The sequence below is a fragment of the Micromonospora polyrhachis genome (assembly GCF_014203835.1).
GTDB lineage: Bacteria > Actinomycetota > Actinomycetes > Mycobacteriales > Micromonosporaceae > Micromonospora_H > Micromonospora_H polyrhachis.
In genome coordinates this window covers 5,777,633-5,794,912 of the sequence record NZ_JACHJW010000001.1, presented here as the reverse complement: position 1 = coordinate 5,794,912, position 17,280 = coordinate 5,777,633, and the positions used below count along the sequence as shown (strand labels likewise).

9 protein-coding genes are annotated in these 17,280 nt (G+C 71.0%); 4 read left to right on the top strand and 5 right to left on the bottom strand.

Annotated features, from left to right (window positions below; translation table 11 throughout):
* Nucleotides 1-105 precede the first annotated feature (105 nt).
* From FHR38_RS25625 to rapZ, 5 genes are all read right to left on the bottom strand, one after another.
* A complete protein-coding gene (locus FHR38_RS25625; protein WP_184537053.1) occupies nt 106-1,305 on the bottom strand; it encodes a phosphoglycerate kinase in 1,200 nt (399 codons plus the stop codon).
* 37 nt (nt 1,306-1,342) lie between these two features.
* Entirely contained in the window at nt 1,343-2,347 is a 1,005-nt protein-coding gene (gap, locus tag FHR38_RS25620; RefSeq protein WP_184537052.1) for a type I glyceraldehyde-3-phosphate dehydrogenase, read from the bottom strand.
* Nucleotides 2,348-2,648: 301 nt separating this feature from the next.
* Nucleotides 2,649-3,629 carry a DNA-binding protein WhiA gene (gene whiA / locus FHR38_RS25615; protein WP_184537051.1) on the bottom strand — a complete coding sequence of 327 codons (981 nt, stop codon included), beginning with the start codon at nt 3,627-3,629 and terminating at the stop codon, nt 2,649-2,651.
* A gap of 55 nt (nt 3,630-3,684) precedes the next feature.
* Nucleotides 3,685-4,662 (bottom strand): gluconeogenesis factor YvcK family protein, encoded by a 978-nt coding sequence (locus FHR38_RS25610; protein ID WP_184537050.1) that lies wholly within the window; start codon nt 4,660-4,662, stop codon nt 3,685-3,687.
* Entirely contained in the window at nt 4,659-5,570 is a 912-nt protein-coding gene (gene rapZ, locus FHR38_RS25605; protein WP_184537049.1) for an RNase adapter RapZ, read from the bottom strand. Before rapZ ends, FHR38_RS25610 begins: the two co-directional genes overlap by 4 nt.
* Before the next feature lie 154 nt (nt 5,571-5,724).
* Between rapZ and FHR38_RS25600 the strand changes: the two genes are divergently transcribed.
* The 4 genes from FHR38_RS25600 to FHR38_RS25585 all read left to right on the top strand — a co-directional run bounded on the left by FHR38_RS25600 (nt 5,725) and on the right by FHR38_RS25585 (nt 17,279).
* Entirely contained in the window at nt 5,725-5,934 is a 210-nt protein-coding gene (locus FHR38_RS25600; RefSeq protein ID WP_312882406.1) for an MbtH family protein, read from the top strand.
* A gap of 532 nt (nt 5,935-6,466) precedes the next feature.
* Complete coding sequence (locus FHR38_RS25595) at nt 6,467-12,535, top strand: non-ribosomal peptide synthetase (RefSeq protein ID WP_221449184.1); 6,069 nt, start codon at nt 6,467-6,469, stop codon at nt 12,533-12,535.
* Nucleotides 12,532-15,903 (top strand): non-ribosomal peptide synthetase, encoded by a 3,372-nt coding sequence (locus tag FHR38_RS25590; RefSeq protein WP_184537046.1) that lies wholly within the window; start codon nt 12,532-12,534, stop codon nt 15,901-15,903. The genes FHR38_RS25595 and FHR38_RS25590 overlap by 4 nt, the downstream gene beginning before the upstream one ends.
* Complete coding sequence (locus tag FHR38_RS25585) at nt 15,903-17,279, top strand: FAD-dependent oxidoreductase (protein ID WP_184540207.1); 1,377 nt, start codon at nt 15,903-15,905, stop codon at nt 17,277-17,279. The genes FHR38_RS25590 and FHR38_RS25585 overlap by 1 nt, the downstream gene beginning before the upstream one ends.
* The last annotated feature ends 1 nt before the right edge of the window (nt 17,280 follow it).

Here is a 17,280-nt window from a genome sequence, read left to right as displayed (position 1 = left end):
AGTCCCCTTTCGTTCGCGACTGCGGGGCTCGCAAGCTCTTCTCGCATTCCGGCGCGGTCGCGTCCCACGCGAGCCGCCCCGAAACGCTCGCGCCTCCCGCTCACGTCACTTCTCCAGAGCGGCGACACCGGGGAGGGTCTTGCCCTCCAGGTATTCCAGCGAGGCACCCCCGCCGGTCGAGATGTGCCCGAACGAGGACTCGTCCAGGCCCAGCGCGCGTACCGCCGCTGCCGAGTCACCGCCGCCGACCACCGTGAAGCCGTCGACCGCAGTGATCGCCTCGGCGACGCCCTTGGTGCCGGCTGCGAAGGCGGGCATCTCGAACACACCCATCGGGCCGTTCCAGAAGACCGTCCGCGCCCCGGAGATCACCTCGGCGAACTCCGCCACGCTGCGCGGCCCGATGTCCAGACCGAGTCGGTTCGGCGGGATCGCGTCAGCGGCCACCACGTCGTGCGTGGCGTCCGGGGCGAACGCGGTGGCGGCCACCACGTCGACCGGCAACACGATCCGACCGTCGGCCCGAGCAAGCAGATCCCGGCAGGTGTCGAGCATCTCCTCTTCGAGCAGCGAGGTGCCCACCTCGTGGCCCTGGGCCTTGAGGAAGGTGAAACACATCCCGCCGCCGATCAACAGCCGGTCGACCTTCGGCAGCAGCGCCTCGATCACCGCGAGCTTGTCGGAGACCTTCGAGCCGCCGAGCACCACGACGTACGGCCGGTCCGGCTCCCCGGTCAGCCGGGACAGCACCTCGACCTCCCGCAGCACCAGCCGGCCGGCAAAGTTCGGCAGCCGGGCCGGTACGTCGTAGACACTGGCGTGCTTGCGGTGCACCGCGCCGAAGGCGTCATCCACGTACGCCTCGGCGAGGCCGGCCAGTTGGTCGGCGAAAGCCTCCCGCTCGGCGGCGTCCTTGCTGGTCTCCCCCGGGTTGAACCGGAGGTTCTCCAGCAGGGCCACCTGCCCGACGGTCAGCGCGTCGACCGTGCTCCGAGCCGACTCCCCGACGGTGTCCGACGCGAACGCGACCGGCGCGTCGATCAGCTCGCCGAGCCGGGTGGCAACCGGCGCGAGGGTGTACTTCGGGTCCGGCGCACCCTTCGGGCGGCCCAGGTGCGAGCAGACGACGACCACCGCGCCGGCCTCCCGGAGCGCGGTCAAGGTCGGCAGCACCGCGCGGATCCGACCGTCGTCGGCGATGGCGCCGGACTCCTTGTCAATGGGCACGTTCAGGTCGGCGCGCACCAACACGCGCCGACCTGAGACACCCTCGGCAAGGAGATCGTCGAGGGTACGAATACTCACCGTGCCGACCCTCCGCTCACGAACACGGTCCGCACGCTCACAGGGAGCTGCCGACCAGCTTGACGAGGTCCACCAGGCGGTTGGAGTAGCCCCACTCGTTGTCGTACCAACCGACCACCTTGGCCTGGTTGCCGATCACCTTGGTCAGCGGCGCGTCGAAGATGCAGGAGGCCGGGTCGGTCACGATGTCGGCGGAGACAATCGGGTCCTCGTTGTAGGTGAGGATGCCCTTCAGCGGCCCCTCGGCAGCGGCCTTCATCGCGGCGTTGACCTCGTCCGCCGTGGTCTCGCGGCCGAGGGTCACGGTCAGGTCGGTGGCCGAGCCGGTCGGGATCGGCACCCGCAGGGCGTAGCCGTCGAGCTTGCCCTTCAGCTCCGGCAGCACCAGCCCAATCGCCTTGGCCGCACCGGTCGAGGTGGGCACGATGTTCAGCGCGGCGGCCCGGGCCCGACGCAGGTCCTTGTGCGGCGCGTCCTGCAGGTTCTGGTCCTGGGTGTACGCGTGGATCGTGGTCATCAGACCCTGCTCGACGCCGAAGGTGTCCTGCAGGACCTTGGCCATCGGCGCGAGGCAGTTGGTGGTGCAGGAGGCGTTCGAGATGATGGTGTGCTTCGCCGGGTCGTACTGGTCGTGGTTGACGCCCATCACGACCGTGACGTCCTCGTTCTTGGCGGGCGCCGAGATGATGACCTTCTTCGCGCCGGCGTCGACGTGCGCCTTCGCCTTGGTCGCGTCGGTGAAGAAGCCGGTCGACTCGATGACCACATCCACGCCCAGGTCGCCCCAGGGCAGCTTGGCCGGGTCCTTCTCGGCGTACGCCTTGATGGTCTTGCCACCCACGGTGATCTCGTCGGCGGTCGCCTTGACCTCCTCCGGCAGCCGCCCGAGGATGCTGTCGTACTTGACGAGGTGGGCGAGGGTCGCGTTGTCGGTCAGGTCGTTGACGCCGACAACCTCGACGTCAGCGCCGGACGCCAGTACTGCCCGGAAGAAGTTACGGCCGATCCGGCCGAAGCCGTTGATGCCAACCCGGATGGTCACAGGTCCCATCTCCTCGCATTCTGGTCCGCCGGCGTCTGCCCGATGGCCGGCGGAAGTTGGTGCGCCGACCGTTGGAGCCGGTCGTTGCCAATCATCTCGGCCACCCCGCCGCGGTCTGGAGACCTGACCGCCCGAGGCGGTGAGTGCGGCGAAGCGGCCCGTTCGGCCTCGTCGCCGTACGCTGCGACCCTATCGGAGCGAGCCGCGCCGCGCTGCGTCGGGGCATAATCCGGCCCGACGGTTTCGCCGGGCCGGATCTGCGCGGTCGGGGATCCCGGCTCGACCCGGCTCGACCACCCGGTCAGACCACGAGCATGTCCGGGGTGACGGCGGCTTCGGTGTCCGGGATTCCCAGGTCCCGGGCGCGCTTGTCGGCCAGGGCCAGCAGCCGGCGGATCCGGCCGGCGATCGCGTCCTTGGTCAGCGGCGGGTCGGCGAGCGCGCCCAGTTCTTCGAGCGAGGCCTGCCGGTGCTTGAGTCGCAGTTCTCCGGCGGAGGTCAGGTGGTTGGGCGCGTCGTCGGCGAGGATCTCCAGAGCCCGGGTGACCCGGGCGGCGGCGGCCACCGCCGCACGCGCCGAGCGCCGCAGGTTGGCATCGTCGAAGTTGGCCAGTCGATTGGCGGTGGCCCGCACCTCGCGGCGTACCCGGCGTTCCTCCCAGGCCAGCACGCTGGAGTGCGCGCCGATCCGGGTGAGCAACGCGGAAATCGCGTCACCGTCCTTGACGACCACCCGATCCACGCCCCGCACTTCGCGGAACTTGGCCGTGATGCCGATCCGGCGGGCCGCCCCGACCAGTGCCAGCGCCGATTCCGGCCCCGGGCAGGTGATCTCCAGCGCGCAGGACCGGCCGGGCTCGGTCAGCGAGCCGTGGGCCATGAACGCACCCCGCCAGGCCGCCACCGCACAGCAGACGTTGGCGGCCACGACGTGGGGTGGCAGACCCCGCACCGGCCGTCCCCGCACGTCGAGCAGGCCGGTCTGGCGGGCCAGGGCCTCGCCGTCCTTGACCACCCGCACGATGTAGTGGCTGCCCTTACGCAGTCCACCGGGGGCGAGCACGTGGATTTCGCTCGGGTAGCCGTACACGTCGGCGACCTCCCGACGCAGGCGTCGGGCGACCGCTCCGGTATCGAGTTCCGCCTCCACCACGACCCGACCGGAAACGATGTGCAGTCCGCCCGCGAACCGCAGCAGGGCGGCCATCTCCGCCCGACGGCAGCAGGGTTTGGGCACGTCCACGCGGCTCAGCTCGTCCTTGACCGCAGCCGTCATCGCCATTCTGTCGTCACCTCACGGGCCGGTTTCCGGCATGCTGCCGGTTGTTCGTACGTGCTTAACGATCGGCGCCCAGGACAGGCACCAGCGCGGCCCCCAGCGCGGCTGGATCATGTCGGGGCGTGCCGTCCAAGACGGCCACTGGGGCGAGCACGAGACGGGCACCCAGCGATTCTGCCGCACGCTCTACGGGTTCTGGTTCCCCCACCGCCTTCCCGTCGGCCAGCACCAGATCCACCCGCAGTTCGGGCAGGTACCACCGCAGTGCCGCGAGATGATCGGCGACTGACAGCCCAAGGGTCTCCTTCTCTGCCGCAAGGTTCAGGGTGACCAGCCGGCGGGCGGGGCTGGCCACGATCGCCCGGGCCAGTTCGGGCACCAGCAGATGCGGCAGGACGCTGGTGTACCAACTGCCCGGACCGAAGATCAACCAGTCGGCCGCGCCAACCGCCGCGACCGCCTCCCGACACGCCGCAGGGTCGGCCGGCACCAATCGCAACGATTCAACCCGGCCGGTCGTCACGGCCACCTGGTGCTGACCGCGTACGGTCCGCACCTCGTCGGGTCGCTCGGGTACGGCGCCGCGCACCTCGGCCTCGATCCCCACCGGCTGGCAGGACATGGGCAGGACCCGCCCGACCGCACCGAGCATGGCGGCGGCATGGTCGAGGGCAGCCACCGGGTCGCCCAGTAGCTCCATCAGCCCACACAACACGAGGTTGCCGACCGCGTGGCCGGCCAACGAGTCGTCGGCCGCCGCGCCGGCGGCTGGTGCGGCGAAGCGGTACTGCAACAGGTCGGCGCTGCGCCGGGTGGCCGGGTGGTCGCCGGCCAACGCCACCAGCGCCTGCCGCAGATCACCCGGGGGCAGTGCCCCTCGCTCGGCCCGTAGCCGACCGCTGGAGCCACCGTCGTCGCCCACCGTCACCACGGCGGTGATGTCCAGGTCGAGTTCCGGCGTGCAGTGCCGCAGCGCCCGTAGGGACGCCGAGAGCCCGTGGCCACCCCCGAACGCGACCACCCTTCGCGCCGTCATTCGCGCCCCAGGTCGCGGTGCTGGGCGTTGGCCGCGAGTCGGGCATGCCGCAGTTGGGACGCCAGTTCCTCCGCGATCGCCACACTGCGGTGTTTCCCCCCGGTGCAGCCCACCGCCACGGTCAGGTAGCGCTTTCCCTCCCGTTCGAACCCGGGCACGGTTGCATTGATCAGGCGGACGTACGACTCCACGAACGGCACCGCGCCATTCTGGCCGAGAACGTACCGACTCACCTCCTCTTCGCGCCCGGTGTGCTCGCGCAGTTCTGGCACCCAGTACGGATTCGGAAGGAATCTGGCATCAAGGACAAAGTCTGCATCCGGCGGTAGGCCGTACTTGAAGCCGAAGGAGAGGACGGTCACCCGCAACCGGCGAGCGTCCTCGCCGCCGAAAAGCTCCTCCACCCGACTCCGGAGCTGGTTGACGTTGAGATGACTGGTGTCGATGATCACATCGGCCTGTTCCCGCGCCTCCGCCAGCAGGCCACGTTCGACCGCGATGCCGTCGGCGAGCCGCCCGTCACCCTGCAGCGGGTGCGACCGTCGTACGCTCTCGAACCGCCGAATCAGCACTTCGTCATCGGCGTCGACGAAGACCACCCGGGGCTGGAAGCCGCGGCCCTTGAGATCGCGGATCGCCCCGGCCAGATCAGTCGAGAAGGCCCGGCTGCGTACGTCGAGCACCATCGCGGTGTTACGGGCCGCACCGCCGGCCCGAAAGGCCAGTTCGGCCATATCGAGTAGCAACGCCTGCGGCAGGTTGTCCACCACGTAGAAGTTGACGTTCTCCAGCGCTCGCGCCACGGTGCTGCGACCACCGCCGGAGACTCCGGTGACCACCACGAGTGTCATGTCCGACCGGTTCGACGGCACGACCGCCGACTTCCCAGTCTCGGGTGTTCCGACCATCTCGCTCGTCACCTGGCCCCCAAAAAACTCGTGTCCGAAAAACTCGTGTCCGAGACCGTTCGGCCGATCATCAACCAACTCCACGCGTACCGGATCGATGTATAGTCGGCAGCCACCGTCCCAGGCAGCTGAGCCGCATGTGGAGTGTGCCCCCGTGGAAGACGCCGAGGATCAGCGTCACTATCGCGTAGTTGTCAACGATGAAGAGCAGTACTCTATCTGGCCTGTCGGCTCCAGCCTGCCACCGGGTTGGCGACCGGACGGCACCGAGGGTGATCGGGCAACGTGTCTGGCCCACATCGACGAGGTGTGGACCGACCTGCGACCACGCAGCCTTCGCGATTGGCTAGCCACCCAGCCCTGACCACACCAAATAGCAAATAACGGGCGTCCCGAAGTTGGGGCGCCCGTTTTGGCATGTCGGGCGGCAGTTCCGATAAACGAACCCACGACATCCAGATAGTTCGATAGAATCCTCATCAGAACCACGCCATCATCGAACGCAATCCCCCTGCTTTCGACATTTCCCAAAGCACCGAACATCCTGAATGTATGCCACCAACGCGGGACACGAGCCGGCAACGCTTACTTCGTAGTCTTTTATCATAGCTAAGACCGCCAAATCGGACCGTATCGCAGGATCAGGATGACTCTCCGGCAGGGTTTCGGGCGACTGTTGACACGCCCCGAATAGCTCTCGTATTTTCTTGGACACCCCCGGACCCCTTGCCTCAACTCCTGCTTTTCAAAACCGTTCGCCACATACCTCGCCGCCGTTCGCCCGGCCCAGGAACGCGTGCGCGACGGTTTCCTGCTGTGCGTCGCCAAGGAGGAAAATGACCGTGTGGTCGACGACCAGTGGTGTTTCCGCGATTGACGGAGACCAACCGACCACCGTGACTGCCCAACCCGCGATCGAGTCCTACGAGGCGCTCGCGGTGCAGCAGGGCCTCCTCTTCCACAACCAGTACGAGCCCGGTTCCGGCGTCGACATCATCCAGGTGGTCATCGACTGGCCGGAGCCCCTGGACCCGGCCAGCTTCGCCACCGCGTGGCAGCACGCCGCCGATCGACACGCGGTGCTGCGTACCGCGTTCACCTGGCAGCACGGCGAGACGATCCAGCAGGTCCACCCCCGGGTGACCCTCCCCATCGAACGATACGACTGGTCAGCCGACGCCCCCGAGCACCGGGCCACGCGCCTGACGGACCTCCTCACCGCAGACCGGTCCCGTGAGTTCGACCCGTCGACCGCCCCGCTGGTCCGGGTAAGCGTCGTCGACCATGCCGCTGACCGACACACCGTGGTGTTCAGCCTGCACCACGCCGTGTTGGACGGTCGCTCCATCCATCTGCTACTCCACGAGGTCCTCGACGAATACCGGGCGCTGTGCCAGGGCACCGCCTTCACGCCCCCGGCCCGACGCTCCTTCCAGGAGTTCGCCGTCTGGGCGAGCCGGCGAGACCTGGCCGACGACCGGGAATTCTGGCGCACCCAACTGGCCCACCTCCCCCTGCCTACGCCACTGCCGCTACAGCCGGCCGCCGAACTGCCACCCCGTACGCCGGACTCGGTCCGGGAAATCACCACCACCCTCAGCCGGACCGCCCGCGCCGAACTGGCGGCTGCCGCAACGGCGGTCGGCGTACCGCTCGGCACCCTGGTCACCGCCGCCTGGGCGCTGCTACTGCACCGCTACGGCGGCGGGGACGACGTGGTGTTCGGCGCGACCCGGACCTGTCGCCAGGGGACGATCGAGCAGGCCGACACGATCGTCGGCCTGATGATCAACACGGTGCCGATGCGGATCACCGTCGACTCCCGACAGACCGTACGAAACTGGCTGGTCGACGTACGGGCCCAGATCGACACGATCCGCGGTCACCAGCTCACCCCGCTACCCGCCATCGGGCAGTGGCTCGGCCTCCCTTCGGCCAGCCCGCTCTTCGAGAGCCTGCTGATGTACGAGCACCGCAACCTACAGACCGCGCTCTCCGCCTCGGTCGACGGCTGGGCCGAACGCACCACACGGGTCCATCGGCACCCCGGCGCACCGCTGACCGTCTGCGTGTTCGGCGAGCCCGACCTACAGGTGCTGATCTACCACGACCGGCGACGGTTCTCCGATAACGCCGCCGATCGTCTACTGCACCACCTGACCACCTGCCTGACCGGGATCGCCGCCGGACTCGACGCCCCGGTCTCGGCGCTGCCGCTGCTCGACGCCGAGGAGATCGAGCAGCTCACCAGCGAGTGGGCCGGAGCCGCCCCGACGCCCTACCCGGCCGACTCAACGCGGGCCGCCCCGACGCCCTACCCGGCCGACAGCAACATCCCCGAGCGGTTCGCCGCCCAGGTCCGGAGAAGCCCGGACGCCGTGGCGGTCACCGGACCGGACGGGACGCTGACGTACGCCGAACTCGACGCCCAGGCCAACCGCCTGGCACACCTGCTGATCCGGCACGAAATCCGCACGGACCACCCGGTGGCGGTCGCCCTACCCCGGTCGGTACGGATGGTGACCGCCCTGCTCGCCGTACTCAAGGCCGGCGCGGCCTACCTGCCCCTCGATCCGGCCGACCCACCGACCCGGATCCGGGACCTACTGGCCAGCAGCGGCGATCCACCGGTGGTCACCACCGACGAAGCCGCCGTCCCGCTGCCGCCCGGCCACCCGACCATCCGACTCGACCAGGTCGTCACCGAGTTGGCCGCCCTGCCCCCGGTGGCTCCGGCGGTGGCGGTGCCCCCGGCCGGGCTCGCCTACATCAGCCACACCTCCGGATCAACCGGGGTGCCCAAGGGAGTGGCCGTACCGCACCGGGCGGTACTGCGGCTGGTCCACGAGCCGGACTACCTACGTCTCGGCCCCGACGAGACGGTCCTGCAACTCGCGCCGGTCGCCTTCGACGCCGCCACCCTGGAAATCTGGGGCAGCCTGCTCAACGGCGCTCGACTGGTCGTCGCACCGGCCGGACCGCTCGGCCCCGCCGAGATCACCCGGCTGCTCCGCGCCGAACAGGTCAGCGTGCTCTGGCTGACCGCCGGGCTGTTCCACCAGATCATCGAGCAGGACCCGGGGAGTCTGGCCGGGGTCGGTCAACTGCTCGCCGGTGGCGACGTACTCGACGCCGACGCGGTCCGCACCGCGCTGCGGGTCCGCCGGGGTCGGCCGGTCGTCAACGGGTACGGCCCGACCGAGAACACCACCTTCACCTGCTGCCACCGGATGACCGACCCGGACGCCGTACCCGATTCGGTCCCGATCGGTCGGCCGGTTCCCCGCAGCACCGTCTACGTCCTCGATTCCCAACTCCGACCGGTGCCGGTGGGCGTCCCCGGGGAACTCTTCACCGGGGGCGACGGGCTGGCCCGGGGCTACCTCGGTCGCCCCGCCGCGACCGCGGAACGCTTCCTGCCCGACCCGTTCGCCCACAGCCCGGGAGCGCGGATGTACCGCACCGGAGACCGGGTGCGGTGGCGTCCCGACGGCACGCTGGAGTTCCTTGGCCGGATCGACCGACAGGTCAAGATCCGGGGCTTCCGGGTGGAGCCCGCCGAGGTCGAGGCGGTGCTGCGTACCCACCCCCGGGTCGGTGACGTGGCCGTGGTGGTCGACGGCGACGGGGAGCGCCGCCGGCTGCTCGCCTATCTCGCGCCGGGTAGCGGGGCCGGGCCGGAGCCGGTGGCACCGGCCGACCTCGACGCGTACGCCGCCGCCCACCTGCCGCCCTACCTGCGGCCGGCCGCGTACCTCGTCCTGCCGGAATTGCCCCTCAACCGCAACGGCAAGGTCGACCGGGCGGCGCTACCCGCGCCCACCACCGCACCGGCCCCGCCGGTCGTACCGCTCACCGACGCCACCCAGACCCGACTGGCGGCACTGTGGAGCGAACTGCTCGGGGTGGCGGTACGCGATGCCGGCGACGACTTCTTCGCCCTGGGTGGCAACTCGCTGCTCGCCACCCGGCTGACCTTCCTGGTGAGCGAACGGTTCGGCGTCGAGTTGCCCATCCGGGTGGTGTACGACCAGCACGAGCTGGCCGGCTTGGCGGCCGAGATCGACCGGCGACGCACCGCACACGCCGGCACCGGAGCCGGCACCGCCCCGAGGATCACCGCCCGGGACCGGAGTGCCTACCTGCGCACCGGCCCGGCCACCGACTCGGCCAACGGTCAGGTCCACGCCAACACCAACACCAACACCAGCGGCAGCGGCAGCGGCAGCGGCAGCGGCAGCGGCAGAATCGGACACGGCACCGCCGACGCCAACGACACAGCCGGTAATGCCGGAACCGTTGTTTCCCCGGCCCCGGGCCACCTGGTCCGGCCGATTCCCGGCCCGTGGGCGATGTGGCGCTGGGTGGGGCTACGCGGGGCGGGCTTCCCGGTGGAGCCGCTGACCCGGTTGGGTGACCTCGACCATCTGGCCGCCACGGATGCCGTACTGGCCAGCGTGGACCAGGTGGATGCCGCCCGCCGACGGCTGACCGACCTGCTCTACCAGGCCCGCCGGGCCGGTTCACCGGAACAGCGATCCCGGTGGAACCGCGCCGACCGGCAGGTACGCCAGGGCAGCCTGCCGGAGGCACTGCCCGAGGCCGCCGACCCGGCGCTGCGCGAGGCGCTGTCGATGGCGGTCGCCGACCTCGCCGCCGCCCGCGACCGGCTGCACACCGACCGGCTCACCTTCGACCGGTCCCACGAACAGGCGAGTGTCCGCCGCTCGCAGGGCTTACGGGCCGCCGCCGGTGACCCCCTCTTCCGGGAGGCGGTGACCTGGCAGAACCGCCACGCGCTGCGGACCGGGATCGACGCCCTACTTGCCCACGACCCGGCCGACGGTGCCGCCCGCGGCTCGAAACATCGCCAGCACGAGGCGCTGGTCGCCAGCTATCTGCAGCGCTACTGCGCCAAGAACGACACGATCGGCTTCTTCGGACCGGTGGGCTGGGCTACCGTCGCCCCCCATCAGGACACCCCGCTACGGATGCGACACGGGGTCGCTTCGTTGGCCACCCGTACCGTCTATTTCGAGAACTGGGCGGTGGCCGGCCTGGCGGAGGCGCTGGCCGACCGCGATCCCCGGCTGCGGCCCTGGCTGATCCCCCGCCGGCTGCCCTTCCTCGCCGTCCTCGACGACCAGCTACTGCTTCCGCTGACCCCACCCACGCCCCTGCCGCACGCCGTGGCCCGGCTGCTGGCCGCCTGTGACGGGATCCGGTCAGCCGGTGAGATCGCCGCCGAGCTGGTGGCCGACCCGACGGTGGAGGTCTCCACTCCGGAGGCGGTCTACCAACTGCTGGCCGAGCTACGCGACACCCGCCGGGTGAGCTGGTCGCTGGAGATCCCCAAAGAGGACCTCTTCCCCGAACGAGCGCTGCGGGACCGGCTCGCCACCGTGACCGATCCCGCCGTAAGCGGCCCGGCCCTGGCCGCCCTCGACCGACTGGAGCAGGCCCGGGACACCGTCGCGGCGGCGGCTGGGGACGCCGACCGGCTCGGTGCCGCCCTGGTCGGCCTGGAACAGACCTTCACCGAGTTGACCGGAGCGGCCCCGACCAGGCGGGCCGGACGGGTGTACGCCGGACGCACCCTGGTCTACGAGGACTGCCGTTCCGGCACCGAGGTCGGGCTCTCCCCGGAGTTGACCGCCACCCTCTGGCCGGCGTTGAGCCTGCTGCTGGAGAGTGCCCGCTGGTTCACCTTCGCCGGGGCCGCCCTGTTCCGCCGGGCCTGCGTCGAACGCTACAAGGAGCTGGTCGCCCGGACCGGCCAGACCTCGGTGCCGTTCACCGACTTCTGGCTCTGGGCCAACGACCTCCTCTTCGACCTGCCGGAGAAGCTGATCGCCCCGGTGGTACGCGGGCTGCGGGACCGTTGGGCGAGCATCCTGCCGGAGCTCGCCGGCCAACGTCGGGTGCAGGTCGACTCGGCGGCGATCGCCGACCGGGCGGCCACCGCGTTCGCCGCGCCCCGACCCGGCTGGATGGGCGCCTACCAGCACAGTCCCGACGTCATGCTGGTCGCCGACGGGGCCGAAGCCGTGGCCCGAGGCGACTTCCAGTGGGTGGTCGGCGAGGTGCACCCCGGGGTGAACACCCTGCGCTCGGCGCTGTTCGTGGCCCAGCATCCCGACCCGGAGCAGCTGGTGGCGGCGATGCGGGCGGACCTACCCGGTCCCCGGGTGGCGCTGGCCGCCACGGGCGAGGAGGGCGGAGCGCCGTCCCGGATCACCGACAAGCTGATCACCGAGCGCGACCTGCGGCTGATGTTCGGCCACGACAGCGGCGGGCTCGACCCGAAGACCGCGGCGGCGGTCGCCGACTGCGTGCTCGAACCCCGGGACGGGACGCTCGTGGTTCGTACCCGCGACGGCCGTCACTCGGTGCCGTTCACCGAGATGATCGGCGAGACGATCATGTTGCAACTGCTGCAACGCTTCGACATCCTGCCCCCCGGTGACCACCAGCCACGGATCACCGTGGACCGGGTCACCATCGCCCGGGAGAGCTGGCGGTTCCGGGCGGCCGAACTGGACTTCGCCCGTACCGCCGACGAGGCGGAACGGTTCCAGCAGGTGCGCCGCTGGCAACTGGCCGCTGGCCTGCCCCGGTACGTCTTCGTCAAGACACCGGTGGAGAAGAAGCCGTTCTTCCTCGACTTCGCCAGCCTCGCCGCCGTCGACTGGTTCGCCCGGTCGATCCGGCGCACGGTGGACGGCGAGGGGCCGACGGCCACCCTGCGACTGACCGAGATGCTGCCCTCTCCCGACCAGCTCTGGCTGACCGACCCGGCCGGTGGCCGGCGAACCGCCGAGTTCCGCCTGGTCGCCGTGGACACCCGCGACAGCGCGGACTCCCGCCCCCGCTCCGACACCCGCCCCGGCCTGGGCACCCACGGCAGCGTGGACACCCGCGACAGCCACCCCGCCTCGAAGCGAACCAGCGAGGAGACGTCATGACCGGAGACACCTGGGTCCTGCCCGCCTCCTCGACGCAACGTCGACTGTGGCTACTCGACCAGCTGACCCCCGGCTCCCCGGAATACAACATCGCCTGGTCGGTCCGGCTGACCGGCCCGCTGCGTCATGACGCCCTGGAAGCCGCGTGGAGCTGGCTGGTCGACCGGCACGAGGCGCTGCGTACCACCTTCACCGCCGTCGACGGCGAGCCGGCGCAACGGATCCAGCAACCCTGGGCGATCCGGCTCACCGTCACCGACCTCGCCGACCTGCCACCGGCCGACCTGGAGCGACGGCGGGCCGAACTGGTCGACACGACCAGCCAGGCTCCCTTCGACCTGGCCGCCGGGCCGCTGCTGCGGCTCCAGTTGATCCGGCTGGCCGCCGACGAGCACCTGCTGGTCGTCGTGGTGCACCACATCGTCGCCGACGGCTGGTCGTTCAACACCGTCTTCGCCGAACTGGGTCACGCCTACCAGGCCGCCGTCTCTCGCATCGACCCGTCCCTGCCACCACCACCGATCCAGTACGCCGATTTTGCCGTCTGGCAGAGCGAACAGGCGACCAGCGACGCCTTCGCCGAGAACCTGGAATTCTGGCGGTCCGAGTTGGCCGCCGCACCCACCCTGCTCGACCTGCCCGCCGACCGGCCCCGACCGGCCGAGCAGACCCCAGCCGGTGGCCTGGCCACCTTCGACCTGCCCGCCGAGCTGGCCACCGGGGTACGCGAGCTGGCCCACCGGGCCGACACGACCACGTTCGCGGTGCTACTCAGCGGCTTCCAGGCGCTGCTGCACCGGCTCAGCGGACAGGACGACCTGCTGGTCGGGGTGCCGGTGTCGGGGCGTACCCGGCCGGAGACCCAGCAGGTGGTCGGGTTCTTCGCCAACACGCTTGCGCTGCGGGCCCGGTTCGAGCCCGGCACCACGTACGGCGAGGTACTGCGCGTCGCCCGAGCCTCGGCGGTGGCTGCCCAGTCCCGGCAGGACGTGCCGTTCGAGCGGGTCGTGGACCTGCTCGCACCGACCCGCAGCCTCGCCTACTCACCGGTCGTGCAGGTCATGTTCGCCCTGGACGAACCGCCCGCCCCGACCACCGTGGCGGGCCTGCGGATCAGCCCGGAACTGCACGAGAACGGCACGGTGAAGTTCGACCTGACCCTCACCGTCGAGCAGCGGCCGGATGGCCTACGCGGGCGGTTGACCTACCGTACCGACCTGTTCGACGCCGAGCGGATGCGACGGTTCGCCGACCAGTACCTCGCCCTGCTCGGTGCCGCCGTCGCCGCCCCGGACACCCCGGTCGCCGAACTCGCACTGCTGAGCCCGGCGCAGCGGCAGGAGATCATCCGGCGGTGGCTGGCCACTCCCGTGGCCGTCCTGGACAGCTGCGTACCGGAGCTGCTGGACCGGCATCCACCGGCCGACCCGGACGCGGTCGCGGTGGTCGCCCCGGATGGCGCACAGATGACCTACCGACAACTCACCGCCGCCAGCAACCGCCTCGCCCAACTGCTCCGCGCGCACGGGGTAGGCCCGGACGTACCGGTCGGACTGTGCCTGTCGCGCGGCACCGACCTGGTCACCGCCATCCTGGCCGTCTGGAAGGCCGGCGGTGGCTACCTGCCCCTCGACCCGGAACTGCCGACCGAACGGCTGGCCGCCATGGCCGCCGAGGTCACGCCCCCGGTGCTGGTCACCGACCTCGCCAGCGCCGAAGGTACGACCGGCGCCTGGCCCGCCGGCACCCGCGTCGTCCGACTCGACGACCCGACCGACGTGGCGGACCTGGCCAGTCGGCCGGAGACCGCGCCGGAGCGCAGCGGGCACCCGGCGAGCCTGGCCTACCTGCTCTACACCTCGGGCTCCACCGGCACCCCGAAGGCGGTGGTGGTGACCCACGGCTCGGTCGTCAACCTGCTCACCGCCGTCGACCGGCAGCTCTGCCTGACCTCCGCCGACCGGATGGCCGCGATCACCACCCCCGCCTTCGACATCTCCGTGGTCGAACTGATCCTGCCGCTGCTGGCCGGTGCCCGGGTGGAGCTGATCGACGCCCGGACCGCGGTGGACGCCGCCGCGCTCCGGGCCGAGTTGACCTCCCGACAGATCACCGCCGCCCAGGCCACCCCGGCGACCTGGCGGATGCTGGTGGCGGCCGGGGGCGTACCGGCCGGGGTGCGGACCCGGATCAGCGGCGGCGAGGCCCTGCTCCGGGACCTGGCCGACGCGCTGCGCACCGACGGTGCCACCGTCGTCAACGGCTACGGACCGTCGGAGACGACGATCTACTCGTCGATCGGGCAGGTCGGCGTGACCGGTCCGGTCGACCTCGGTGGCCCGGTCGACAACACCGGGATCTATCTGCTTGACCCGGCCGGCAACCCGGTCGGGGTGGACGCGGTCGGTGAGGTGTACCTCGGTGGCCTGGGCGTCGGCCGGGGCTACCACGGCCGGGCCGGGCTGACCGCCGCCCGGTTCCGTCCCGACCCGTACGCCGGTCGGCCCGGGGCCCGGATGTACGCCACCGGGGACCTGGCCCGCTGGTTGCCGAGCGGCCGGCTGGAATACCTGGGCCGCGCCGACCACCAGATCAAGCTACGCGGTTACCGGATCGAGCCGGGCGAGATCGAGACGGCGCTACGGGAGCAGCCGCAGCTCCACGACGCGGTGGTGACCACCTGGCAGGCGAGCGCCGACGACATCCGCCTCGTCGGCTACGTCGTACCGGCCGAGCCGGGCGCGCAGCCGGCCCAACTGTGGCCACCGGTACGGGCGGCGCTGGCCCGCCGGCTGCCCGAGTACATGCTGCCGGCGACCCTGGTGGTACTGGACGAACTGCCCCGTACCGGCTCCGGCAAGGTCGACCGTCGAGCGTTGCCGGAGCCGAGCTGGTCCGACGGCGACACCGAGCACACCGCCGCCCGTACCCCGGTGGAGGAGCGACTGGCGGCGCTCTGGTGCGAGGTGCTCGGTCGTACCGAGGTCGGGGTGCACGACAACTTCTTCGCCCTCGGTGGACACTCGCTCACCGCCACCCGGTTGATCGCCCGGATCCGTACCGCCTTCGGCGTCGACCTGCCACTACGCCTGCTCTTCGCCGCGCCGACCATCGCCGAACTCGGGGAGCTGGTCGACGCCCCGGCGGCCGGGCCGACCCGGACCGCCGAGCCGGTCAGAGATTCGACCGCGTCACCCGACCGGATCGCCTCACCCGACCGGATCGCCTCACCCGACCGGATCGCCTCACCCGACCGGATCGCGGCCGGTCGGCCGAGCCCGGAGGACCTACTCGCCTCGCTCGACGACCTCTCCGACGGGGAGATCGACGAGCTGCTCAACACCCTGATCGCCGAGGAGGGCGCATGATGGACGGGCACCGCCCGACCAACGACCGCCGGGACCGGGCCGTAATCGTCGGCGCCGGACTGGCAGGTTCACTCGCCGCCGTATACCTGGCCCGGCGCGGCTACGCGGTGGACGTCTACGAGCGACGCGACGACCCCCGACTGGCCCCCGCCGGGCTTGCCGGCCGCAGCATCAACCTCGGCCTCTCCGCCCGGGGCATGAGCGCGCTACGCGAGGTGGGCCTCCTCGACGAGGTGCTCAAACGCAGCGTCCCGATGCGCGGCCGGGTGGTGCACAGCCCCGACGGTACGGTCAGCTTCCAGCCGTACGGCGTACGCGAACACCAGATCCTGCATTCGGTGCTGCGCGACGAACTGATCGCCGTGGTGGTGGACGCCGCCGACGCGCAGCCCGGGGTCCGGTTCCACTTCGGCTGGCGGATGCAGCGCCTCGACCGGGACCGCCCCTCGGTCACCGTCGTCTCCGAGGCGGACGGGACCTCGACCGAGGTCACCGCCGACCTGGTGGTCGGTGCCGACGGGGCGTTCTCCACGGTCCGCCAGCAGTTGCAGCACGGCTTGCGGGCCAACCACGCCCAGGAGTTCCTGGACTGGGGTTACAAGGAGCTGACCATCCCGGTCGGCGACGACGGCCAGCCCCGGGTACGGCTGGAGGCGCTGCACGTCTGGCCCGGCGAGCACGCCATGATGGTCGCCCACCCCAACCTGGACGGCTCGCTGACCTGCTCGCTGTTCATGGCCTTCGAGGGTGAGCCGAGTCTCGCCACCCTCACCTCGCCGGCGGCGATCCGTGCCTTCTTCCAGCAGCACTTCCCCGACGCCGAGGCGCTGATGCCCCACCTGGTCGAGGAGATCCTCGACCACCCGACCGGGCACCTGGTCACCGTCCGTACCGCGCCCTGGCACCACGCCGACCGGGTGGTGCTCGTCGGCGACGCCGCCCACGCCGTCTATCCGTTCTACGGGCAGGGTATGAACTCCTCCTTCGAGGACTGCCTGGTGCTCGACCAGTGCCTGGCGGCGCACCCGGACCGGGGCGCGGCGCTGGCCGCGTACCAGACGGCCCGCAAGACGCACACCGACGTGCTGGCCGACCTCTCCACCCAGAACTTCGAGGACCTGCGGGCCCGGGTGCACCGACCGGGCTACGCGCTGCGGGCCGCCGCAGATCGGGTGCTGAACCGGCTGCTGGCGGACCGGTGGACCCCGCTCTACACGATGGTCGCGCACACCACCACGCCGTACGCCGAGGCGTTGGCCCGATCCCGACGCCAGGACCGACTGTTGCGCTGGTCGGCGGCGGGTGCGGTGGCCGCCGGTACGACCCTGGCCTATCTCACTACCCGCACGCTGGCCCGTGCCGGTCGGGGACGGTGAG

Coding starts and splice junctions, on each gene's coding strand:
- FHR38_RS25590 (WP_184537046.1), top strand. CDS start 12,532: ATGACCGGAGACACCTGGGTCCTGCCCGCCTCCTCGACGCAACGTCGA.
- whiA (WP_184537051.1), bottom strand. CDS start 3,629: ATGGCGATGACGGCTGCGGTCAAGGACGAGCTGAGCCGCGTGGACGTG.
- FHR38_RS25610 (WP_184537050.1), bottom strand. CDS start 4,662: ATGACGGCGCGAAGGGTGGTCGCGTTCGGGGGTGGCCACGGGCTCTCG.
- rapZ (WP_184537049.1), bottom strand. CDS start 5,570: ATGGTCGGAACACCCGAGACTGGGAAGTCGGCGGTCGTGCCGTCGAAC.
- FHR38_RS25585 (WP_184540207.1), top strand. CDS start 15,903: ATGGACGGGCACCGCCCGACCAACGACCGCCGGGACCGGGCCGTAATC.